The organism is Pseudomonas sp. RP-B7 (genome assembly GCF_059803535.1).
Genome location: NZ_JAPFHC010000050.1, coordinates 1 through 21,875, shown reverse-complemented (window position 1 = coordinate 21,875; position 21,875 = coordinate 1). Strand labels below are relative to the sequence as shown.

The following is a 21,875-nucleotide window of genomic DNA, read 5'->3' as shown; positions in this document are numbered from 1 at the left end:
GTGTAGTGATGCTGAAAAACACGTTCAAGGCCCGCCTCAAGGCGGGTGAACCGCAGATCGGCCTGTGGCTGGGCCTGGCGGATGCGTACTGCGCGGAACTGGCCGCCAACGCCGGGTTCGACTGGCTGCTGATCGACGGCGAACACGCGCCCAACGACCTGCGCAGCCTGCTCGGCCAGTTGCAGGCAATTGCGCCCTACCCCTCGCAGCCGATCATCCGCCCGGTGCAGGGCGACACGGCGTTGATCAAACAAGTGCTGGATATTGGTGTGCAGACCCTGCTGGTGCCGATGGTTGAAAGCGCCGCCCAGGCGCGCGAGCTGGTGCGCGCCATCACCTACCCGCCCCAGGGCATTCGGGGCGTCGGCAGCGCGTTGGCGCGGGCGTCGCGCTGGAACAGCGTGCCGGATTACCTGGACAAGGCCGACGCAGAAATGTGCCTGCTGGTGCAGATCGAAAACACCAAGGGCCTGGCCAACCTCGATGCCATCGCCGCGGTCGACGGCGTAGACGGCGTGTTCATCGGTCCAGCGGACTTGTCGGCAGCCATGGGCCATCGGGGCAACCCTGGCCACCCGGACGTACAAGCGGCGATCGAAGAGGCGATTGCGCGGGTGTGCAAAGCAGGCAAGGCGGTTGGCATTCTGAGTGCCGATGAAAAACTGGCGCGCCGCTACCTGGAATTGGGCGCTACTTTTGTCGCCGTCGGCGTGGATACCACCGTATTGATGCGCGGGCTGCAAACCCTAGCGGGTCGCTTCAAGCAGATTGCCCCCCCTGGACCGGCAGCAGGTGGGGTGTACTGATCCCAGAACACAGGGATCGGCGGGGTCCTCGTTTGCCGAGGTTGGCGCACATCCAACTGTGGGAGCTGGCTTGCCTGCGATAGTGGTGGGTCAGTCAGCATTTGTGTCGACTGACACGCCGCCTTCGCGGGCAAGCCCGCTCCCACAGGGGTTTGGTGCACATCCAACTGTGGGGGCTGGCTTGCCTGCGATAGCGGTGGGTCAGCCAGCATTTGTATCTACTGACACGCCGCCTTCGCGGGCAAGCCCGCTCCCACAGGGGTTTGGCGCACATCCAAGTGTGGGAGCTGGCTTGCCTGCGATAGCGGTGGGTCAATCAGCATTTGTATTGACTGACACGCCGCCTTCGCGGGCAAGCCCGCTCCCACAGGGGTATGGTGCACATCCAACTGTGGGGGCTGGCTTGCCTGAGATAGCGGTGGGTCAGTCAGCATTTGTGTCGACTAACAGGCCGCCTTCGCCAGTTGCGGATGCGGCAACACCATCGAATACACGCCCTGGTGATACAGCAGCGGCGCCCGGCCAAAGTCGTCGAAGCGCACGACCTTGCCGATCATGATCCAGTGGTCCCCGCCATCCACCTGCTGGTACTTCTCACAATGAAAGTGCGCGGCACAATCGGCGAACACCGGCGCCCCTCCTTCACCGCGTTCATGGTCAACCCCGGCAAACCGGTCTTCCCGGGGCCGCGCAAAATTGTTCGACAGGTCGATCTGGTTGGCCGCCAGGATGTTCACCGCAAAATGGCTCGCCTGCTCGAACACCGCATGGCTGCTGGAACGTTTGTCGATGCTCCACAACACCAGCGGCGGGTCCAGTGATACCGAGTTGAAACTGTTGGCCGTGACCCCGACCTGCTGGCCGTTCTCAGTCGCGGCGGTGACCACCGTGACGCCCGTGGCAAAGTTGCCCAGGGCGCGGCGAAAGGCGCGTGAATCGAATTCAGTAGACATGCAAGACTCCTCGCGCCGCAGCCGTGCCGCAGCGCTGATTATTATGATTGAACGCCGACTCAGACCATCGTGGGATCAGGCTCAAGCCCCATCAGCTCGCGCCCGAGAATCTGCGCGCACACGTCGTAGTCGGTGTAGGCATGCGCCCCGGTCATATGGGCGTCGCGCCACAACCGTTGCAGCTCGTTGCTCTCCATCCACGCCCCGCCGCCGGCGGCTTCAAACAAGCGGTCCACGGCCTGGATGCACATCTTCACGGCGTACGCCTGGTTGGTGCGCCAGAACGCCAGGGTTTGTTTCGACGGGTACGCATGGCGGGCGCCATGCTCGGCGTGTTCCTGCCAGGTTTTTTCCAGGAATGCGCGGGCGGCGGCGACCTGGTGGGTCGACTCGGCCAGGCGCATCAGCGCCGGGGTGGCCGCGCCGACCTGGGCGCCGGTGTAGGCGCGCACGCGGTGGCGCGTCTTGTCGCGAAAGGCTTCGAGCATCCGCTCGGCAACGCCAAGGCTCACCGTCGAGAAACCACTGGCGAAATACGGCCGATAGGGCGTGAAGTAAATCTCGCTGTCGGGGTACAAGCCAAACCCGGCGGATTTGCCTTCCATCATGTCCTTGGCTTTCTGGATGCGGTAGTTGGGCACAAACACCTTATCGACGCTCAAGGTCTTGGTGCCGCTGCCGCGCATGCCCACGGCGAACCAGTCGTCGAGGATCTGATAATCACTGCGCGGCAACACCGCAAAGCAATAATCCTGGCCGCCCTCGGGGTTGTGTCGGCGACAGCCCAGGATCGCCCACTCGGCGTGATCACTGCCGCTGCTCCAGCCCATCTGCCCACTGAAGAGCACACCACCGTCGACCTCCTCGACCTGGCCGAACGGCGCAATACTGCTGCTGGCCGTCGCATCGGGGTTCTCCCGCCACAGCTCGTCCTGCAACTGCTTGGAAAACATCGCCAGTTGATGACTATGGGTGCACAGCAGACTCATCGCCCACGCCGTGCTCGCACACGCGCCGGCCAACAGCGCAATGCAGTCGCAGAACGCCGGCAATGACATTTCCAGGCCGCCGTAGGCCTTGGGTTGAAACGCACGGTGCAGGCCAAGGCTTTTAAGCAAGGCGATATTGGCCGCTGGCACTTTCCGTTCGGTTTCGGCCTGGGCGGCATTCGCGGCAATGCTCGGCAGGATCGCCTTGAGGTCTTCCAGCAGGGAGTTGGAGGGTTGCATCGGGACACCTGTTTTTATTGGAGTTGGTGGCCAGTATTGCGAGCGCGGGCGTGGGGCGAAATGGACGTTTCGCGGGGACTGTTGCACTTTTCATAGGCCCGCTACGCCAACATCGGCGTCACTTCAGATTTTTGACACTGGCAAACGTCGACTCCCCTCGCGCCTGCTCCAACACATTCATCGGTGCCGGTGCGGGGCGCAGTTGAATCATCGGTTTCAACACCTGCGAGCGCTCACCGTCGGTGACCGAGCGCTCATCACTGGGCGGCACGCCAAAGTACTCGCGGTAGCATTTGGAGAAGTGCGGCGTGGACACAAAGCCACAGAGCACCGCCAACTCGACAATGGAAATGGGCGTCTGCTTGAGCAACTGCCGCGCACGGATCAGCCGCAGCCGCAGGTAATAGCGCGACGGCGAACAATGCAGGTACTTCTGGAACATCCGCTCAAGCTGGCGACGCGACAGCGCGACGTAAGCGGCCAGCTCATCGAGGTTGATCGGCTCTTCGAGGTTGGCTTCCATCAGCGCGACAATTTCCTGCAACTTCGGTTGCTGGGTGCCGAGCATGTGCTTGAGTGGCACGCGCTGGTGGTCCTGCTCGTTGCGGATGCGTTCGTACACGAACATGTCCGAAATCGCCGCCGACAACTCATGCCCGTGATCGCGGCCGATCAGGTGCAACATCATGTCCAGGGGCGCCGTCCCCCCCGAGCTGGTGAGACGCTCACGGTCGAGGGTGAACAGGCTGGAACTGACGCTCACCCGTGGAAACGCTTCCTGCATGGCCGCCAACCATTCCCAGTGCACGCTGCATTCGTGCCCATCGAGCAAGCCGGCCCGCGCCAGCACCCAACTGCCGGTGCAGATGCCGCCCAGGCGCTTGGAATAGCGTGCCTGGCCGCGCAGCCATTTGAGCAGTTCGCCGGTCACGGTGCCTTGGATACCAATGCCGCCGCATACGATCACGCTGTCTGCGGACGGCACGCTGACAATCGAGCCGTCCGGGGTGACGGGCACGCCGTCGCTGGCCCAGACCGGGTGGCCGTCGAGGCTCGCGGTGTGCCAGCGGTACAGCTCCTGGCCCGCCAATTGGTTGGCCATGCGCAACGGTTCCAGGGCGGACGCCAGCGAGATCAGCGTGAACTGGTCCAGCAGCAAGAACACAATGCTGTTGACCGCCCGGGTGGTCATGGTTGGGTGGCTGCGGCTACGGGCAATTGCGCGGGTCCGGGATGTCGTGCGGTGATCAGGCCGATGAGTGAAATCAACAACGCCAGGCCGAGGGTCGACGACACCTCGAAGCGGTGCTCCGGCGTCACCAGCATCACCGTCAACGCGCCGCAAATGAACGCAATCACCAGCCACGTCAGCCAGGGAAACAGCCACATCTTGAACGTCAGCGGCACGTTACGCCGCTGCAGGATCTTGCGCATGCGCAGTTGCGAAATCGCGATCACCAAGTACACCAGCAAGGCAATGGCGCCCGAACTCGCCAGCAAAAACTGGAACAACCCGGCCGGCATGAAATAGCTGAGCAGCGTCACCCCCGCGCCCAGCACAGTACTGGCCAGCACCGCGGCCCGGGGCACGCTGGCCGCCGAGGTCTTTTTCATCAGCGCGGGAGCATCGCCGCGCTTGCCCAGGGAAAACAGCATGCGCGACGCAATGTAGATCGATGAGTTCATGCAACTGGCCACGGCGATCAGTACCACCACATCCACCAGCAGCTTGGCGTGGGGAATGTTCATCAGTTCCAGTGCGCGCTGGTAGGAGCCGACCGACGCCAGCAACGGGTCATCCCAGGGCACCACGGAGATCACCACAAAAATCGATAACACATAGAACACACCGATACGCCACATCACCGAACGGGTCGCGCGGGCGATGTTCTGCGCCGGGTTGCTGGACTCCGCGGCCGCGATGGTCACCGCTTCGGTGCCGATGAAGCTGAACATGATGGTAATGAACGCGCCGACCACCGCCGACAGTCCATTCGGCGCGAACCCACCGTGTTCCTCCATCAAGCGGCCGAGCCCGCTGGCCTCGCGCTCGGGGATCCAGCCCATCAGCACGGCAAACCCCAGGCCAATAAAGCCGATGATCGCCACCACCTTGGCCATGGCGAACCAGAACTCGAATTCGCCGTACTTGGACACGCTGAACAGATTGGTGACCACCAACAAAAAGATCGACAGCAAGGCAAAGAGCCAAGCGTCGATCTGCGGGAACCATTGGTTGAGGATATGCCCGGCGGCCAGGGCTTCGATGGGGATCACCAGCACCCAGAACCACCAGTACAGCCAGCCGATGGTGAAGCCGGCCCAGCGCCCGATGGCCTGGTCCGCATAGGTCGAGAACGAACCGGTGTCTGGGTTGGCCACCGCCATCTCGCCAAGCATGCGCATGACCAGCACCACCAGCAACCCGGAAAACAGATAGGCCAGCATCACGGCCGGGCCCGCCGCTGCAATCGCGTGCCCGGAGCCGACAAACAGCCCTGCGCCGATAATCCCTGCGATAGACAACATGGTGACATGGCGCGGCTTGAAGCCTTGCGCCAATTGACCGTTCAAATCCTTGGAACTCAGGCTATTCATCGTTGTTTTTATTCTCGGTGATCGACGTTGAGGCGTACTGACTGATCAGTCAGGCGATCATCATCTCTTAATGATGAGTCACCTTACGCGGGCCGGCTTGCGCGAAAATAGCCTGAGGGCGGCACGAATGTGCCTGATATCGACATTCGTGCTTGACGCTGGCCTCAAAAATCCACGCTGGCCGACAGCTGCAACGTGCGCGGATAACCCGGCGAGAAAGCGCCGTACGACGCCACCCCCGACCAGTATTCACGATCAAACACGTTCTGCACCGTGGCGCGGAAGGTGGTAGGCCGCCCTTCGATCTTGGTCGCGTAGCGCGCGCCCATGTCGATGCGCGTCCACGCATCCAACTGCTGGGTATTGGCCTGGTCGACGTACTGGCGGTCGGTATAGATCGCGCCGCCGGTAAGGGTGAAACCTTCCAGCCCCGGCGTGTCCCACTCAGCCCAGAGGTTGGCCTGGATGTCCGGCACGCCCACGGGTTTGTTGCCACGGTTGGCGGCGGTGGCGGATTTGGTCAGCTCGCCATCGAGGAGGGTCACACCGCCCATCAGGCGCGTGCCGGGCGCCACTTCGCCATACAGGCTCAGCTCGACACCACGGTTGCGCTGCTCGGCCTGTACCGAAAACACATTGCCGGCACCGACTTCGCCGCTGGGCTTTTCAATCTGGAACAACGCCACGCTGGTCATGAAGCTGCCGTGTTCATACTTCACGCCCAGTTCGTGTTGCTTGGACTCGTAGGGCGCAAAGGTCTCGCCGGCATTGCTCGCCGTACCGGGTGCGGCATCGCCTTTGCTCAGGCCTTCGACGTAGTTGTAGTAGAGCGACACGTCATCCCAGGGCTTGACCACCACACCGAGCAGCGGCGTATTGGCGCTGGCGTCATACCGCGCACTGACCCCGCCGGTGCTGTTGTAGTTGCGCGATTCGATGGCTTGGTGACGCATGCCCAGGGTCAGTTGGAGGCGGTCTTCGAACAGGCCCAGGGTGTCGGTCAACGCCACGCCGGACAGCTCGGTTTCGGAAATACGCAGCACCTTCGGCGTGTTGATGTACTGCTGGGGCGTGTCCACCGGGTGATAGATGTTGGAGTAAATGTCCTTGCCGTTGATGATGCCCCGCGACAGCTCATCCCTATAACGGCTCGCCATCAGTGTGGTGGTATGCGTCACCGGGCCGGTGGCAAAGAGGCTGCGCAGGCCGATGTCGGCCGTCGAACGGTCGACGTTGAATTTGTAATAGCCCGGCGTGTTTTTGGTGTCACCGGCGTCATTGAGGATGCGCGGCACCTGGTCGGACAGGCGCTTCACATCCGAACGCCCGCCACCGGCGTGGGCGAACACCGTCAGGTTGTCGTTCAGGTCATATTCGCCGCCGAGCAGCAACGATTGCTCCTTGGTGTCCGACCAGCCCCACTTCTGCGGCAGGCTGGTGCGGCCATTCGGCGCGGACGGCACCTGCACGCCCGGTTGAATGGTGAACGGACGCGAGGCGCCCTCCCAGCTTTCCTTCTGGCTCAGGTAGTCGAGGTTCAGGCGCAGGCGCTCGCCGCGATAATCCAAGGCAATCGCGCCGATGCCCACGTCGCGATGCTGGTTGTCCACGGCCGTGTCGCCGCCTTGCAGGCTGCCGTTGAAGCGCACGCCAAACTGGTTTTCAGCGCCGAAACGGCGGCTCAGGTCGAGGTGGCCGCCAACCTGGCTGTCCGACGCATAACTGCCGGTAAAGCGCGTCAGGTCCTCGTCCAGCGGACGTTTGGGCACGATATTGATCACCCCGCCGACGCCGCTGTTGGGCGAGATGCCGTACACCAGCGCCCCCGGCCCCTTGAGCACTTCGATGCGCTCGGCGTACTCGGTAAATGCGCGATAGTTGGGCGCTACGCCGTAGACGCCGTCATAGGCCAGCTCGCCGAGGTTGCCCTCGCCAATCGCGAAACCACGGATGAAAAACGAGTCGACGATGCCGCCGTTCTGCCCGGTGGAACGCACCGAAGGGTCGCGCTCCAGTGCGTCGGCGACGGTCACGGTTTGCAGGTCGGCAAGGGTCTTGGCGGTGTAGCTGGTGACGCTGAACGGGGCGTCCATCACGTCCTTGTTGCCCAGCATGCCCAGGCGCGCGCCCCGCGCCACCTGGCCGCCGGCAAGCACCTCGGGCAAGGCGCTGGGGCCGTTGTACACGGCGTTGACGTTCGTCGCGTCAAGGGTCAGGCTCTGCGCGCTGTCGTCGCTCGGCTCGGCGGTGGCGGCCCAGGCGTTGCTGCTGGCGGCGGCCAACAACAGGGCGGTACGAATGGCGAATGTTAACCGGCTGGCAACGGGCATGACGGTGGGGTCCTTGCATCGAGAGAAGATGAGAATTACTCCTGATGCCAGCCAACCGACGAAAAAGTATCAGCCCCCCGCCGTTTTTTTTACAACGAGATTGATCCATGCCACCGACCCGCATCCTGATTTCCCTGCTGTTCGCGATCCAGCTCGTGTCGATGGGCGCGATGGAAATGAGCGGCCCGTTCTGGCCAGTGCACTTGCGTGGGCTGACCGACTCCGATGCGTTGTTCAGCTTCGCCAGCATCGCCGTGTATGTCGGGCCGATGCTCGGCATCCTGCTGACCAGCGCGTTCTGGGGGCGCGTCGGTGATCGTCATGGCCACAAGCTGATGATGATCCGCGCCCTGATCGGCCTGACCCTGACCCAACTGGCGCTGGCCTTGATCAGCGACATCTGGGCGATCCTGCTGCTGCGCTTTGTGCAGGGCGCGTGTGCAGGGTATATCGCCCCGGCCCAGGCGTATGGCGTAAGTATCGAGGCGCCGGCCCGGCGCGCGCGGTTGTTTGCGCTGTTGCAGATTTCCACCAACGTCGGCTCGCTGCTCGGTGCGGTGGTCGGCGGCTTGATCCTCGATCACGCGACGTTTTTCTGGATCAACCTCAGCGCCTCGGCACTCTGCGCGGTGTGCACGCTGGTTGCGGCGCTGAGCCTGCCGGACGTGCCGCCGCAGAAGAAACCCGTGAGCGCGTCGAGCGCCGTGGTATGGCGCGGTTCGGCGCTGCTGCCGCTGCTGGTGGTGATGGGCATTCTGCTGCTGGCGCGGATGCTGCCGCAGACCTCGTTCGCGCTGTATGTGAGCAGCACATTCAACGTCAGCAACGCCTGGGTCGGCCTGTGCTACGGCCTGCTGGCATTGGGTTTCATCCTGAGCGCAACGACATGGGCGCGGCATTTCGAAGGGCGTGACCAGGGTGATTCCCTGCGGCGCATCGCCTGGGTGGTACTCGCGTGCATTGCGCTCACCGGCATCGCCGGCATCACCCGCAACCCGCTGGTGTTCGCCCTCGGTTACCTGGTGTGGGGCGTGTTGCTCGGGGCGACCACGCCGGTGCTGATGGCGTTGATTTCAAAGAGCGCCGACAGCTCAAGCCAGGGCCACGTGCTGGGGATCGCCCAGGGCACTGCGCAATTCGCCTCGATTGCCGGTATCGCCATCGGTGGCCTGCTCAGCCAGGTGTATGGCCTGGCGTATACCTACCTGTTCGTCTGCGCGGCGTATGGGCTGGCACTGCTTGCGATTCTCGCGTTGCGTTCACGCCGGGTTGTCCCTTAGCATTGGGAATACTTCTCAATTGCACGGATGTGCGCCATGAGCGAAATCCTCGACGCCGATCACAACCACCACCTGCGCGCAATCGAGGCGCTGTACAGCGGGCATCACGGCTGGCTGTACGCCACGCTCAAACGCAAACTCGGCAACGCCATGGATGCGGCCGACCTGGCCCAGGACACCTTCACCCGGATCCTCGCCTCCCAGGTCACGGTGATCGACCAGCCACGTGCCTACCTGACCTGCGTGGCCAGGGGCATCCTGGTCAATTGGTATCAGCGCAAGGCGTTGGAACGGGCTTATCTGGAAGCCCTCGCCAGCGCGCCGTTACAGCAAGCACCGTCGGCGGAAACCCACTTCATGGTGCTGGAAACCCTGCACGAAATCGACGCGATGCTCGACGCGCTGCCGCCACTGGTCAAGCGCGCGTTCCTGCTGTCGCAGCTCAGCGGCCTCAAGTACGACGCGATTGCCGAGCAACTGGGCGTGTCGCTGATCACCGTCAAACGCTACATGAAACAGGCGTTTGTGCAGTGCCTGATGCTGGTGGAATAAGCCCATGCTCAGCCTGCGCAAACAGCCACCGCTCGCCGCCGATGTCCTCGAAGAGGCCGCCGAATGGCTGATGCGCCTGAGCGAAAACGACCTCAGCGCCAGCGAACGCGCCGAGTGGGAACGCTGGAAAACCAGCAGCCCCGAACGTGATCGCGCCTGGGCCCGGGCGCAGTTGCTGCAAAGCAAGCTCGGCGGGCTGCCGCCGGCCCTGGCGATGTCGGCGCTGGATCGTCCAAGCCACCCGGAACGCCGCGCGGCGCTGGGCAAGCTCGCGTTGTTGCTGGCGGTGATGCCGGTCGGCTGGGGCAGTTGGAAACTTGCGCAATCCCAGCAATGGACCGCCGACTACCGCACCCACGTCGGCGAACGCCGTGAACTGGTGCTGGCCGATGGTTCGCGTATCACGCTCAACACCGATACGGCCATCGATGTGCGTTTTGACAGCCAGCAGCGTCTGGTGCACTTGCGCGAAGGTGAGATGCTGGTGCAGACCGCCGCGGATACCTCGCGCCCATTCCTGGTCAGCACCCGCCAGGGCCGCATGCAGGCCCTGGGCACGCGCTTCACCGTGCGCGAACTGAGCCCGCTCACCCACCTGGCGGTGCTCGAAGGCGCGGTCAAGGTGATGCTGGCCGAGAACAACCAGAGCACACCGCTGATCGTCAACGCCGGGCAGCGCATGGACTTTTCTGCGCAGACCTTTGGTGGAGTGGCGGCTACCGACCGTAATGTGGGGGCCTGGACCCAGGGCATGTTGATGGCTGACAGGATGCGCTTGGCGGATTTCGTTGCCGAACTGGCGCGTTATCGGCGTGGTTTTGTGCGTTGTGATCCTGCGATTGCTGATTTGCGTATCTCTGGGGCGTTTCCCATCAGTGATACACAGCGCACGTTGAACATGCTGGTGCAGACATATCCGGTGGTTGTCAGTGGGCATTTGAGTGGGTATTGGCTCACGTTGTCGGCGGCTTAGGGTTCCGCTCTTGCAGCGGGTCACTTTTGGAAAGGCCCGAAAGTAACCAAAAGGTCCTCACCCCAACACTCGGCGCCTCGCCTGGGCTCGGTGTGCCTAAGGTCAAAAGCCAGAGCAAGAGCAAACCACAGTTTCATCTGATACATGGCGATCCAAATGTGGGAGCGGGCTTGCTCGCGAATGCGGCGTGTCAGCCAACTCATTCATCGGCTGATCCACCGCATTCGCGAGCAAGCCCGCTCCCACAGTTTTGACCCCGTTCAACCCGCCCGAATGGATACGTACACCAAAAATAAACCCCTGCCACCCTGATACTTTTCCCAATCTCAACTGGCAAACACATCAAACCCCACTCCAACCCACAGGCCCCCCATCCATGCTCGTGATCCGCAGCGCACTGCTCAGCCTGGCCCTCACCAGCGCCGCCATGGCCGCGCAGTTGGATGGGGTGACAATGCGTGCCTACCAGATCACCCCCGGCCCCCTCGGCGCCACGCTGTCGAACTTCGCCGTGGACGCCGGCATCGCGCTGTCGTTCCTGCCGGCGCTCACCGACGGACTGACCAGCCCCGGCCTGTCCGGCACCTATTCGACCGAGGAGGCCGTCACCCGCCTGCTCGCCGGCAGCGGCCTGGAAATGGTCTTGCGCGCAGACGGCAGCTACACCCTGGCACTACGCCGGGTCACCCTGTCGGAAACCACCGTCAGCGGCACGGCACAACGCAGCGACAGCCTGCCGCCAGCCTATTCCGGCGGCCAGGTCGCGGTCGGCGGGCGCCTGGGCATGCTCGGCAACCGCGACGTAATGGACGCGCCCTTCAGCGTCAGCACCTACACCGCGTCGCTGATCAAGGACCAGCAGGCCACCACCGTCGGCGATCTGCTGGAACGCGACTCTTCGGTGCGCTCCACCGGGCAGACCGGCGGCATTGTCGATTCGTTTTTCATCCGCGGCTTCCCGGTGGGCGAAGGCAACCTCGGCGAACTGGCCTTCGACGGCGTCTACGGCGTGGCCTCCAACTATCGCGTGTTTACCGAGTACGCCGAGCGCATCGAAGTGGTCAAGGGCCCCGGCGCCCTGCTCTACGGCATGTCGCCCAACAGTGCGGTGGGCGGCGTGATCAATGTGGTGCCCAAGCGCTCCCTCGACGAAGACCTGACCCGCTACACCGCCAGCTACACGCAGGACGCCCACATCGGCAACCGCATCGACATCAGCCGCCGCTTCGGTGACGAGCGCCGCTTCGGCCTGCGCCTGAACGGCGGCGTGCAGCAGGGCAACACGGTGATCGACGCGCAATCACGCGAAGTCGGCATCGGTGCGCTGTCCCTGGATTACCAGGGCGAGCGCCTGCGCGGCAGCCTGGACCTGATCTCCCAGGAAGAAGAGTTCGACGCCGCTTCCCGACCGTTCCTGATCACCCCCGGCGTGAACATTCCCAACGCGGCCAACGGCCGCACCAATGTCAGCCAGGACTGGGGCTGGTCACGCACCCGCGACAAATCCGCGTTGCTCAGCGGCGAATATGACCTCAACGATGCCCTCACTCTGTTCGCCCACGCCGGCGGCGGCAAATCCGCCGTGGCGCGTATGTCCGACCAGACGCCGAAGATCATCAACGCCGCCGGCGACACCGATTCCACACCCGGTTACTACCGCTTCGAAGTCCAGCGCTACACCGTGGACGCCGGTGCCCGCGTACGCTTCGACACCGGGCCGGTCAGCCACACCAGCGTGGTGCAGGCCAGCCGTTATCGCGACGAGCTGTCACGCGGGATCATTTCCGGCGCCTCGGTGCTGTCGAATATCTATCACCCCACCGACCGCCCCAAGCCGTCGATCCCCAAGCCGGACGCGCCGAAAGTCTCGGCCACCGAGCTGACCGGCGTGGCCATCGCCGACACCTTGTCGATATTGGACCAGCGCGTGCAGGTCACCGTCGGCCTGCGCCAACAGCGCATCCAATCGAACAACTACAACACCGCGGGCGCAGTCAGCAGCGCCTACGACGATGGCAAGACCACGCCGCTGTTCGGCGCCGTGCTCAAGCCGTGGGATCACGTGGCGTTCTACTACAACTACCTCGAAGGCCTGAGCAAGGGCGATGTGGCGCCGTCCAACGCGGCGAACGCCGGTGAGATCTTTGCGCCTTACGTGTCCACGCAGCATGAGGTCGGGGTCAAGCTCGACTACGGCACCTTCATGTCGACCCTGGCGCTGTTCCAGATCGACAAACCCAGCGGCGAACTGGCCGCCGGGCGCTTTTCGGTGCAGGGCGAACAGCGCAACCGTGGCCTGGAATTGAGCGTGTTTGGCGAAGTCGCCCAGGGCGCGCGCCTGCTCGGTGGCGTGACCCTGCTGGACGCGCAATTGACCCGCAGCGGCATCGCCGCCAACCGTGGCAATACCCCGGTCGGCGTGCCCGAGGTGCAGGCCAACCTGTGGGCCGAATGGGACACGCCGACAGTCGAGGGGCTGACGTTGACCGGCGGCGCGATCTACACCGCCAGCCAGTACGTCGACCAGGCCAACACCCAGCGCCTCGATCCCTGGACCCGCATCGATGTCGGCGTACGCTACAGCACGCGCATCGCCGAGCGACCGACCACATTCCGCGCCACGCTGCAGAACCTGTTCGACCGCCAGTACTGGTCCGGCGTGGCCTCCTACGGCGCGTTCTCCCAGGCCTCGCCACGCACCCTCCTCCTCTCGGCCACGGTCGATTTCTGATACCTGCAAGGGCTTACATGATGCTTTCGATTGTGCGATGCGGCCACGTCCTGGCGGCGCTGTTGTTCACCGGGTTGCTGGGCATGCCGGCGTTTGCCACCCCCACCACGGTCACCGATCTGCTCGGCCGCCAGGTCAAGGTCAACCTGCCGGTGCAGCGGGTGATTCTCGGCGAAGGCCGCCAGCTGTACCTGGTGGCCGCACTGGACACGCAAAACCCCATCGAACGCATCGTCGGCTGGCGCAAGGACCTGATCCAGTCCGACCCGGACACCTACAACGCCTACCTGCGCAAATTCCCCGCCATCGCCAAGATCCCCACCTTCGGAGGCTTTGAAGACGGCACCTTCGACATCGAACAAGCCATCTCCCAGCGCCCCGACGTGATCATCCTCAATATCGAGGCGCAGCACGCCACCGAGGATGCGCGCTACATCGAGAAACTCGACGCCCTGGGCATCCCGGTGGTGTACGTGGACTTTCGCAACCAGCCCATGACCAACACCGAGCCGACCATGCGCCTGTTTGGCCAGTTGTTCGGCAAAGAGCAGCAGGCCGAAGCGTTTATCGCATTTCGCAACAAGCAGATCCGCCGTGTCACCGACGTGATCGCCGCGCAGCAGCCCCCGCGCCCTGCGGTATTTATCGAGCGTATCGGCGGCTACACCGACGATTGCTGCCTGAGTTTCGGCAATGAAAACTTCGGCCTGTTCGTCGAGCTGGCCGGCGGCAACAACATCGCCAAAGGCATTATTCCCAGCACCTTCGGCCAGTTGAATCCCGAGCAGGTGATCGTCGCCAACCCGGCCCAGGTGGTCGTCACCAGCGCCAACTGGGAGGCGTTCGCGCCGGGTGGGCACTGGGTCGGCGTCGGCCCCGCGGCCGACATGGCCGAGGCCCGGCGCAAACTGGCGTGGTACACCGGCCGCCCGGCCTATGCCGGGATCAAGGCCCAGGAGCAGCAAGCGTTCCACGCGATCTGGCACCAGTTCTACAACAGCCCTTACCAGTTCGTGGCGATCCAGCAGTTGGCCAAGTGGTTTCACCCGACGCTGTTTGCCGACCTCGATCCCGAGGCCGCCTTTCGCGAGTTGCACGAGCGCTTCCTGCCGGTGCCCTACGAGCCGGGCTACTTCGTGAGCCTCAAGCCATGAGCGCCTACCGCCAGCTGGTGCTGCGCAAACGCCTGATCCTCTGCGCCCTGGCCGTGCTGTTGTTGGGCAGTGTGTTGCTCGACCTGGCCCTGGGGCCGGCGCGCTACAGCCTCAGTGAAGTGCTCGGCGCACTGTTTGCCCCGGACACCGCCGCGCCGCAAGTGCGCGTGGTGATGTGGGACATCCGCCTGCCCGTCGCGCTGATGGCGGTGGCCGTGGGCGCCGCGCTGTCCCTGGCTGGCGCGCAGATGCAGACCATCCTCAACAACCCGCTGGCCAGCCCGTTCACCCTGGGCCTGTCCGCCGCCGCCAGTTTCGGCGCCGCCATGGGCCTGGCGTTTGGTGTGGCGCTGTTCCCGCTGGCGGCGCAGTACATGGTGCCGCTCAACGCGTTCATCATGGCCATGCTCTGCGCGCTGCTGATCCACTTCCTCAGCCTGCGCCGTGGCGTGAGCGCCGAAACCATCGTGCTGCTGGGCATTGCGCTGGTGTTCACGTTCAATGCGCTGCTGGCGCTGGTGCAGTTTTTTGCCACCGAACAAGCGGTGGCCGCCGTGGTGTTCTGGACCATGGGCAGCCTGACCAAGGCCACCTGGCCCAAGTTGGGGGTGATCTGCCTGGTGATCCTGATCACCCTGCCGATTTTCGCCAAGCGCGCCTGGGCCCTTACCGCGTTGCGCCTGGGCGACGACAAGGCCGCCAGCTTCGGCATCAACGTGCGCAGCCTGCGCTTGCAGACGCTGATCATGGTCAGCCTGCTCGCCGCGTTCCCGGTGGCGTTTGTCGGCACCATCGGCTTTATCGGGCTGGTCGGTCCGCACATCGCGCGCATGCTGATCGGCGAAGACCAACGCTTCTTCCTGCCCGCCTCGCTGCTGACCGGCGCACTGATCCTGTCGGCCAGCTCGGTGGTGAGCAAGACCCTGATCCCCGGCGCGATTTTCCCGATTGGCGTGGTCACCTCGTTGATCGGCGTGCCGTTCTTTATCTCCCTGATCCTCGGCGGGAAGAAAAACTCATGGTAAGTATTCAGCTGGACGACTTGGGCGCCTGCTACGGACCACGCACCATCATCAGCGGCGTCAGTACCGCACGCTTTGTCGGCGGCCAGGTGGTCGCCGTGGTCGGCCCCAACGCTGCCGGTAAATCCACCCTGTTCAAGCGCATCGCCGGGCTGCTCGACGGGCCGGGTAAGGTGATCCTGCAAGGTTCGACAAAGGGTGTGCAGGGCATCAGCTACATGCCCCAGGGCCTCAATGCCAGCGCCCGGTTGACGGTGTACGAATCGGTGCTGCTGGCGCGCAAGCAACTCGCGCCGGGCTGGACGGTGCACGATGACGAACTGCGGCTCGTGGATGAGATGCTTGACGCCCTGGGCATCCACGACCTGGCATTTCGCAACCTCGGTGAACTCAGCGGCGGCCAACAGCAACTGGTCTCCATCGCCCAGACCCTGGTGCGCGAACCCGAAGTGCTGCTGATGGACGAGCCCACCAGCGCCCTTGACATGCGCCGCCAAGTGCAGGTGCTGGGGTTTATGCGCGCCCTCGCCCGCCAGCGCCAGGTGATCGTATTTATCGCCCTGCACGACCTCAACCAGGCGCTGCGCTTCGCCGACCAGGTGCTGGTGATCGCCGACGGCACGGCCCAGGCCAGCGGGCCGAGTCATGAGGTGATCAATGAAGCCATGCTACGCACGGTGTACAAGGTTCAGGCGCGCATCGAACGCTGTAGCCGGGGGCAGCACCATATCCTGATTGACGACATCGTCTAACTGGCACAATCCTCGCGAATGCTTGCCTGATCCTCTGGATTTGACGACGGCCGGGCACATGCCCCTTGCGTGGTGGTCTAGAGTTCGACACTAAGCGGCCAGCGCATTCCCGATCCTATAAAGGCCGCACCTACCGTCGACGTGCAGGTGAGCCATGGAATTACGAATCAACCAGACGACCTATCAGGTCGATGCGGATGCCGATACCCCGTTGCTGTGGGTAATCCGCGATGACCTCGGCCTGACCGGCACCAAGTACGGCTGCGGCCTGGCCCAGTGCGGCGCCTGTTCGGTGCTGGTGGACGGCAATGTGGTGCGCAGTTGCGTGACCCCGGTGGCCGGGGTGGTCGGGCGTGACATCACTACCATCGAGGCGATTGAAGCCGATGCCGTGGGCAAGCGCGTGGTCGCGGCCTGGGTCGAGCATCAGGTGGCGCAGTGCGGGTATTGCCAGTCCGGGCAGGTGATGGCGGCCACCGCGCTGCTCAAGCACACCCCCAAGCCAAGCACTGCGCAGATCGACGCGGCGATGGTCAACCTGTGCCGGTGCGGCACCTACAACGCGATTCATGCGGCGGTCGACGACCTGGCCAAGCAGGAGCACGCCTGATGAATACCCGCGATGAACTATTCGATGGCCCGGTGAACCTGTCGCGCCGGCGCTTTCTGGCGAGTACGGCGGTGGGTGCGCTGGTGATCGGTTTCGGCTTGCCCCTGGGTACGTCCAGGGTGCAGGCCGCGACGGCGGAACGCGGTACCCAGGTGCCGGCGTTCCTGGAGATTCGCCCGGACGGTAGCGTGCGATTGCTCAGCCCCTTCATGGAAGGCGGGCAAGGCACGCACACGGCGATGGCGCAGATTGTCGGAGAGGAACTGGACGCTGACCCCGCGACCTTCATCGTCGAGGCCGCACCACCGGGCGAGGCCTACGTGGTGATGGAAAACGGCATGCGCATCACCGGCGGCAGCATGTCGGTGCGTATGAGCTACCCCACCATGCGCCGCCTGGGCGCGCTGGCCCGGGCCATGTTGTTGCAGGCTGGCGCCGAGCAGTTGGGCGTGCCCCTGACCGAACTGAGCACCCAACCCGGTCGCGTGGTACACGCGGCGTCCGGGCGTTCCCTGGGCTACGGCGAGTTGGCCGGACGCGCCCTGGACATGCCGGTGCCCGACCTGGCAGGCATCAAGCTACGCGACCCGAGCCAGTTCCGTTGGATCGGCAAGCCGGTACGTCGCGTCGACGCCTACGAAAAATCCACCGGCAAGGCGCAATACAGCATCGACCTCAAGGTCGACGGCATGCTCCACGCCGCGGTGCAACACGCACCGCGCCTGGGCATGACGGTGGGCAGCCTGCGCAACCAGGCGCAGGTCGAAGCGATGAAGGGCGTGCACTCGGTGCATCAACTGCCCGGCGCCGTCGCCGTGGTGGCCGAACGTTGGTGGCATGCCAAGCGTGCGGTGGAGGCGCTCCAGGTTGAGTGGCAAGAGGCTGGTGCAGACGCGACCGTTCGGGTGATGCCCGCGGACTTTTCCAGCGATGGCTGGCGCGATGTGCTTGCGGCACAGCAAGGCCCGGGGCGTGACGATGAAAACGAAGGCGATGTCGCCGCCGCGCTGAAAGGCGCCAAAACCAGCGTCGAAGCCACCTACCATAACCAGTACGTCAACCACGCCCAGCTGGAACCGCCCTCTGCCCTCGCCCGCTTCAACCCCGACGGCACCCTGGACATCTGGCTGCCCAACCAGGCGCCGGACATGTTCCGCGCCGACATCGCCAAGCGCGCGGGTCTCGATCCGGCGCAGGTCAACCTGCACTCGCCGTTGCTGGGCGGTTTTTTTGGCCGGCATTTCTTGTATGACTCGGCCAGCCCGTATCCCCAGGCCATCGCGCTGGCCAAGGCGGTCGGCCGCCCGATCAAGCTGATCTGGAGCCGCGAGGAAGAGTTCCTGCGCGACGTGCTGCGCCCGGTGGCGGTGGTCAAGTTCCGTGCCGCGCTGGATGACAAAGGCTTTCCCGTGGCCATCGAGGCGGTCAGCGCCACCGAAGGCCCAACGGAAGCGATCGCCGGTAAACAGGGGGCCAAACTCGACCCCACGGCCCTGGAAGGATTGTCGGGAAAATCCTATGCGATCCCCAATAAACGCATCGCGCAGATCTACGTCAAAGGCCCGGCGATGCTGGGTTATTGGCGTTCGGTGGGCAATTCGCTGAATGACTTTTTCTACGAAGCATTCCTCGACGAGTTGGCGGACAAGGGCGGCCACGATCCTTACGAGTTGCGCCTGCACCTGCTGCGTGACAACCCACGGCTGACCACCCTGCTGCAAGCGGTGGGCGAGTTGTCCGGCGGTTGGAAACGCGGGCCGTTCACCGCCGAGGACGGCAGCCGCCGTGCGCGGGGCGTGGCCATGGCCTCGCCGTTCGGCTCCCATGCGGCGGTGATCGCCGAGGTGTCGATTGAACACGGCCAGGTCAAGGTGCATGACATCTGGGAAGCAATTGACCCGGGCAGCATCGTCAACCCGGCGATTGTCGAAGCCCAGGTGAATGGCGCGGTGGCGTTGGGCTTGTCCCAGACGCTGCTGGAGGAAGCAGTGTTCGTCGACGGCAAGCCGCGGGCGCGCAATTACGACCTGTACCCGATCCTGCCGCCGTCGCGGATGGCGCGGGTGCATGTGCGGATTGTCGAGAGCGGCGAAAAGATGGGCGGCATCGGCGAACCGCCGCTGCCCGCCGTCGCGCCGGCCGTGGCCAATGCGGTGGCGCAGTTGACCGGCCAGCGCATCCGCAGCCTGCCCCTGAGTCGCCACACCTTCAGCTAACGCCAGGAACCGCCCATGAACAACCGTCGATTCGCAAGAACCGCAGGCTGGCTGGCGCTGCCCTGCCTGGTCGCCGCCGCCGTGCTGGCCTGGTATGTCACCCGCCAGCCCGCTTCGCCCTTTGAGCAAACACAAAGTGTGGATGCCGCATTGGTCAGTCGCGGCGAGTACGTCGCCCGGCTCAGTGACTGCGTGGCCTGCCACAGCCTGCCAGGCAAGGCGCCGTTCGCCGGCGGCCTGGAGATGGCCACGCCGCTGGGCGCGATCCACGCCACCAACATCACGCCGGACCGCGACAACGGCATCGGCAACTACTCCCTGGCCGACTTCGACCGCGCAGTGCGCCATGGCGTGACGCCGGACGGGCGCCGGCTCTACCCGGCGATGCCCTACCCGTCCTATGTGAAGCTCAGTGACGACGACATCCGGGCGCTGTACGCGTTTTTCATGGCAGGTGTGCAACCGGCCAACCTGCCGAACATCCCCAGCGACATTCCCTGGCCGCTGAACCTACGCTGGCCCATCGCGTTGTGGAACGGCGTGTTCGCCCCCAGCACGCCCTACGCGGCCAAATCGGCGCAGGACGAACTGTGGAACCGTGGCGCGTATATCGTGCAAGGCCCCGGCCACTGCGGCAGTTGCCACACCCCGCGAGGGCTGGCGTTCAATGAGAAGGCCCTGGACGAGTCCGGCGCGCCCTTCCTCGCCGGCGCCCTGCTCGACGGCTGGTACGCCCCCAGCCTGCGCCAGGACCCCAACAGCGGGTTGGGACGCTGGAGCGAGGCGCAGATCGTGCAATTCCTCAAGACCGGGCGCAACGCCCATGCGGTGGTCTACGGCTCGATGACCGAGGCGTTCAACAACTCCACCCAGTTCATGCAAGACGCCGACCTGGCCGCCATCGCCCGTTACCTCAAGTCGCTGCCCGGCGACCCGCAGCGTGACGGCGCGCCGTGGCAATACCAGGCGGCGGCCGCCAGCAACGCGCCCGGCGCCCACACCTATGCGACCCGCTGCGCGTCCTGCCACGGCCTGGACGGCAAGGGCCAGCCCGAATGGATGCCGCCCCTGGCGGGCGCCACCTCGGCACTCGCCAAGGAAAGCGCCTCGGCGATCAACATCACCCTCAACGGCTCGCAACGCGTCGTCGCCGCCGGCGTGCCGGACGCCTACCGCATGCCGGCCTTTCGCGAACAACTGTCGGATCAGGAAATTGCCGAAGTGCTCAGCTACATGCGCAGCACCTGGGGCAATCACGGCGGCCCGGTGGATGCGCAGGCGGTGGGCAAGCTGCGTGGGCATACCGATCCGGCGAGCAGCAGCCCGATTATTTTGCATATGCGCTGAGGTCGGGCCTCAGCGATGCTGATGCTGCGGTTCACCGCAACTATAGCGGTGATCCCTTCGCAGACTCGCTGGGGCTCGACAGCTCCCACATTTTGATCTCCATGCATCAGGGGACTTCGCTGGGTTACTGGCGTTTTGTCATGGTTTGTAAAGGGCCAGCAAGCCGTGTCGCTTTAAATTGCAGGACGTTTCCTAGACAATCCCTGCCGCCTTGTGCCTGCTGGAATCGGTGGCTAGTCTGCGGTCCGTCACTGCTTATCAGTGACCGGGTTTAGTCGCCCGACTTCCAGTTGTGCGCAAGCTGTCACCGTGTTCATGGTGGCTGTGCGCAGGGCACCTTCGGGTGCGCCGGATCCAACTGGCCGGTCGACTAACCTGCGTACAGCCGCCACCCTCGTTTAGTCGCGAGGGGTCGGCTCCTCACCTACCAGTTGGAGATACACGATGAATAAGGTAGTGCCAGATCCCCCCTTCGACCCCGCCAAAGACCGCGCCGCCTTCAACCGCGCCATCGATCACTACCTGCCCACCAGAGGTTTCCACTCGGTCAACGAAGACCTGAGCTTCGAAGACGCCCTGCTCTACACCGCCAGCCTGCTCGACAGCGCGTCGGCCACCGCACTTGATTGTGGTGAACAACTGACAAGCCCCGAGCGGGCAAAGATCCTGGCAGTGTGGCATTTGCTGGAAATTGCCAAGACCACGGTGGATCGCTCTATTAACTGCCTGAAATATAACTAAAAAATCTGGGACCTAGCTTGATTGCGATCGCGCCGTGCCAGTCGCCAAAAATGTCAGCCGAACCACCGCTTTCGCAGGCAAGCCAGCTCCCACATTTGAATTTGCGCCCGGCTCAAAAAACAGGCTCACCAGGTATCCCCTGTGGGAGCGGGCTTGCCCGCGAAGGCGGTATACCAGTCGCCAAAAATGCCAGCTGATCCACCCTTTCGCAGGCAAGCCAGCTCCCACATTTGAATTTGCGCCTGGCTCAAAAAACAGGCTCACCAGGTATCCCCTGTGGGAGCGGGCTTGCCCGCGAAGGCGGTATGCCAGCCGCCAAAAATGCCAGCTGAACCACCGCTTTCGCAGGCAAGCCAGCTCCCACATTTGAATTTGCGCCTGGCTCAAAAAACAGGCTCACCTGGTATCCCCTGTGGGAGCGGGCTTGCCCGCGAAGGCGGTATGCCAGTCGCCAAAAATGCCAGCTGACCCACCCTTTCGCAGGCAAGCCAGCTCCCACATTTGAATTTGCGCCTGGCTCAAAAAACAGGCTCACCAGGTATCCCCTGTGGGAGCGGGCTTGCCCGCGAAGGCGGTATACC

Annotated in this window: 16 protein-coding genes and 1 pseudogene; 12 read left to right on the top strand and 5 right to left on the bottom strand. The window is 64.0% G+C overall.

Features of this window, described 5'->3' with window-relative positions; translation table 11 throughout:
- Positions 1–8 precede the first annotated feature (8 nt).
- Positions 9–806 (top strand): 4-hydroxy-2-oxoheptanedioate aldolase, encoded by a 798-nt coding sequence (gene hpaI / locus OPU96_RS27835; protein ID WP_226456020.1) that lies wholly within the window; start codon positions 9–11, stop codon positions 804–806.
- Between the two features lie 455 nt (positions 807–1,261).
- On the opposite strand, the pseudogene OPU96_RS27830 reads toward hpaI, so the two are convergent.
- From OPU96_RS27830 to OPU96_RS27810, 5 genes and pseudogenes are all read right to left on the bottom strand, one after another.
- Positions 1,262–1,759, bottom strand: a pseudogene (locus OPU96_RS27830) (flavin reductase family protein); the annotation flags it as partial.
- Between the two features lie 59 nt (positions 1,760–1,818).
- On the bottom strand, positions 1,819–2,988 hold the full coding sequence (locus OPU96_RS27825; protein WP_226456021.1) for a p-hydroxyphenylacetate 3-hydroxylase oxygenase component: 1,170 nt from the start codon (positions 2,986–2,988) through the stop codon (positions 1,819–1,821).
- A 118-nt stretch (positions 2,989–3,106) separates the two neighbouring features.
- A complete protein-coding gene (gbdR, locus tag OPU96_RS27820; protein WP_305392418.1) occupies positions 3,107–4,180 on the bottom strand; it encodes a choline metabolism transcriptional regulator GbdR in 1,074 nt (357 codons plus the stop codon).
- Positions 4,177–5,586 (bottom strand): GABA permease, encoded by a 1,410-nt coding sequence (gene gabP, locus OPU96_RS27815; RefSeq protein ID WP_498560117.1) that lies wholly within the window; start codon positions 5,584–5,586, stop codon positions 4,177–4,179. Before gabP ends, gbdR begins: the two co-directional genes overlap by 4 nt.
- A gap of 164 nt (positions 5,587–5,750) precedes the next feature.
- Positions 5,751–7,916, bottom strand: coding sequence for a TonB-dependent receptor (locus tag OPU96_RS27810; RefSeq protein ID WP_498560116.1), 2,166 nt, complete (start codon positions 7,914–7,916; stop codon positions 5,751–5,753).
- Between the two features lie 107 nt (positions 7,917–8,023).
- Here OPU96_RS27810 and OPU96_RS27805 point away from each other — a divergent pair, with 107 nt between their 5' ends.
- From OPU96_RS27805 to OPU96_RS27755, 11 genes are all read left to right on the top strand, one after another.
- Entirely contained in the window at positions 8,024–9,196 is a 1,173-nt protein-coding gene (locus tag OPU96_RS27805) for an MFS transporter (RefSeq protein ID WP_498560115.1), read from the top strand.
- A 36-nt stretch (positions 9,197–9,232) separates the two neighbouring features.
- Positions 9,233–9,748 carry a sigma-70 family RNA polymerase sigma factor gene (locus OPU96_RS27800; RefSeq protein ID WP_192300408.1) on the top strand — a complete coding sequence of 172 codons (516 nt, stop codon included), beginning with the start codon at positions 9,233–9,235 and terminating at the stop codon, positions 9,746–9,748.
- A gap of 4 nt (positions 9,749–9,752) precedes the next feature.
- Positions 9,753–10,721 (top strand): FecR domain-containing protein, encoded by a 969-nt coding sequence (locus tag OPU96_RS27795; protein WP_226456024.1) that lies wholly within the window; start codon positions 9,753–9,755, stop codon positions 10,719–10,721.
- Positions 10,722–11,097: 376 nt separating this feature from the next.
- On the top strand, positions 11,098–13,452 hold the full coding sequence (locus OPU96_RS27790; protein WP_498560114.1) for a TonB-dependent siderophore receptor: 2,355 nt from the start codon (positions 11,098–11,100) through the stop codon (positions 13,450–13,452).
- 20 nt (positions 13,453–13,472) lie between these two features.
- Positions 13,473–14,606 (top strand): ABC transporter substrate-binding protein, encoded by a 1,134-nt coding sequence (locus OPU96_RS27785; protein ID WP_226456180.1) that lies wholly within the window; start codon positions 13,473–13,475, stop codon positions 14,604–14,606.
- Entirely contained in the window at positions 14,603–15,631 is a 1,029-nt protein-coding gene (locus OPU96_RS27780) for a FecCD family ABC transporter permease (protein WP_226456026.1), read from the top strand. The genes OPU96_RS27785 and OPU96_RS27780 overlap by 4 nt, the downstream gene beginning before the upstream one ends.
- Complete coding sequence (locus tag OPU96_RS27775; protein WP_498560113.1) at positions 15,625–16,380, top strand: ABC transporter ATP-binding protein; 756 nt, start codon at positions 15,625–15,627, stop codon at positions 16,378–16,380. The genes OPU96_RS27780 and OPU96_RS27775 overlap by 7 nt, the downstream gene beginning before the upstream one ends.
- Positions 16,381–16,534: 154 nt before the next feature.
- Positions 16,535–16,990, top strand: coding sequence for a (2Fe-2S)-binding protein (locus tag OPU96_RS27770; protein ID WP_226456028.1), 456 nt, complete (start codon positions 16,535–16,537; stop codon positions 16,988–16,990).
- A complete protein-coding gene (locus tag OPU96_RS27765; protein WP_498560112.1) occupies positions 16,990–19,206 on the top strand; it encodes a xanthine dehydrogenase family protein molybdopterin-binding subunit in 2,217 nt (738 codons plus the stop codon). Before OPU96_RS27770 ends, OPU96_RS27765 begins: the two co-directional genes overlap by 1 nt.
- Before the next feature lie 15 nt (positions 19,207–19,221).
- Positions 19,222–20,553 carry a c-type cytochrome gene (locus OPU96_RS27760; protein ID WP_498560111.1) on the top strand — a complete coding sequence of 444 codons (1,332 nt, stop codon included), beginning with the start codon at positions 19,222–19,224 and terminating at the stop codon, positions 20,551–20,553.
- A gap of 444 nt (positions 20,554–20,997) precedes the next feature.
- Complete coding sequence (locus OPU96_RS27755) at positions 20,998–21,294, top strand: DUF6124 family protein (protein WP_226456031.1); 297 nt, start codon at positions 20,998–21,000, stop codon at positions 21,292–21,294.
- Positions 21,295–21,875 lie beyond the last annotated feature (581 nt).

Excerpts from the sequence above, each read along its gene's own strand:
- OPU96_RS27770 (WP_226456028.1), top strand. The coding sequence starts at position 16,535 with ATGGAATTACGAATCAACCAGACGACCTATCAGGTCGATGCGGATGCC.
- OPU96_RS27825 (WP_226456021.1), bottom strand. The coding sequence starts at position 2,988 with ATGCAACCCTCCAACTCCCTGCTGGAAGACCTCAAGGCGATCCTGCCG.
- OPU96_RS27810 (WP_498560116.1), bottom strand. The coding sequence starts at position 7,916 with ATGCCCGTTGCCAGCCGGTTAACATTCGCCATTCGTACCGCCCTGTTG.
- OPU96_RS27785 (WP_226456180.1), top strand. The coding sequence starts at position 13,473 with ATGCTTTCGATTGTGCGATGCGGCCACGTCCTGGCGGCGCTGTTGTTC.
- OPU96_RS27800 (WP_192300408.1), top strand. The coding sequence starts at position 9,233 with ATGAGCGAAATCCTCGACGCCGATCACAACCACCACCTGCGCGCAATC.
- OPU96_RS27805 (WP_498560115.1), top strand. The coding sequence starts at position 8,024 with ATGCCACCGACCCGCATCCTGATTTCCCTGCTGTTCGCGATCCAGCTC.
- hpaI (WP_226456020.1), top strand. The coding sequence starts at position 9 with ATGCTGAAAAACACGTTCAAGGCCCGCCTCAAGGCGGGTGAACCGCAG.
- gabP (WP_498560117.1), bottom strand. The coding sequence starts at position 5,586 with ATGAATAGCCTGAGTTCCAAGGATTTGAACGGTCAATTGGCGCAAGGC.
- OPU96_RS27795 (WP_226456024.1), top strand. The coding sequence starts at position 9,753 with ATGCTCAGCCTGCGCAAACAGCCACCGCTCGCCGCCGATGTCCTCGAA.
- OPU96_RS27760 (WP_498560111.1), top strand. The coding sequence starts at position 19,222 with ATGAACAACCGTCGATTCGCAAGAACCGCAGGCTGGCTGGCGCTGCCC.
- OPU96_RS27790 (WP_498560114.1), top strand. The coding sequence starts at position 11,098 with ATGCTCGTGATCCGCAGCGCACTGCTCAGCCTGGCCCTCACCAGCGCC.
- OPU96_RS27775 (WP_498560113.1), top strand. The coding sequence starts at position 15,625 with ATGGTAAGTATTCAGCTGGACGACTTGGGCGCCTGCTACGGACCACGC.
- OPU96_RS27780 (WP_226456026.1), top strand. The coding sequence starts at position 14,603 with ATGAGCGCCTACCGCCAGCTGGTGCTGCGCAAACGCCTGATCCTCTGC.
- OPU96_RS27765 (WP_498560112.1), top strand. The coding sequence starts at position 16,990 with ATGAATACCCGCGATGAACTATTCGATGGCCCGGTGAACCTGTCGCGC.
- OPU96_RS27755 (WP_226456031.1), top strand. The coding sequence starts at position 20,998 with ATGAATAAGGTAGTGCCAGATCCCCCCTTCGACCCCGCCAAAGACCGC.
- gbdR (WP_305392418.1), bottom strand. The coding sequence starts at position 4,180 with ATGACCACCCGGGCGGTCAACAGCATTGTGTTCTTGCTGCTGGACCAG.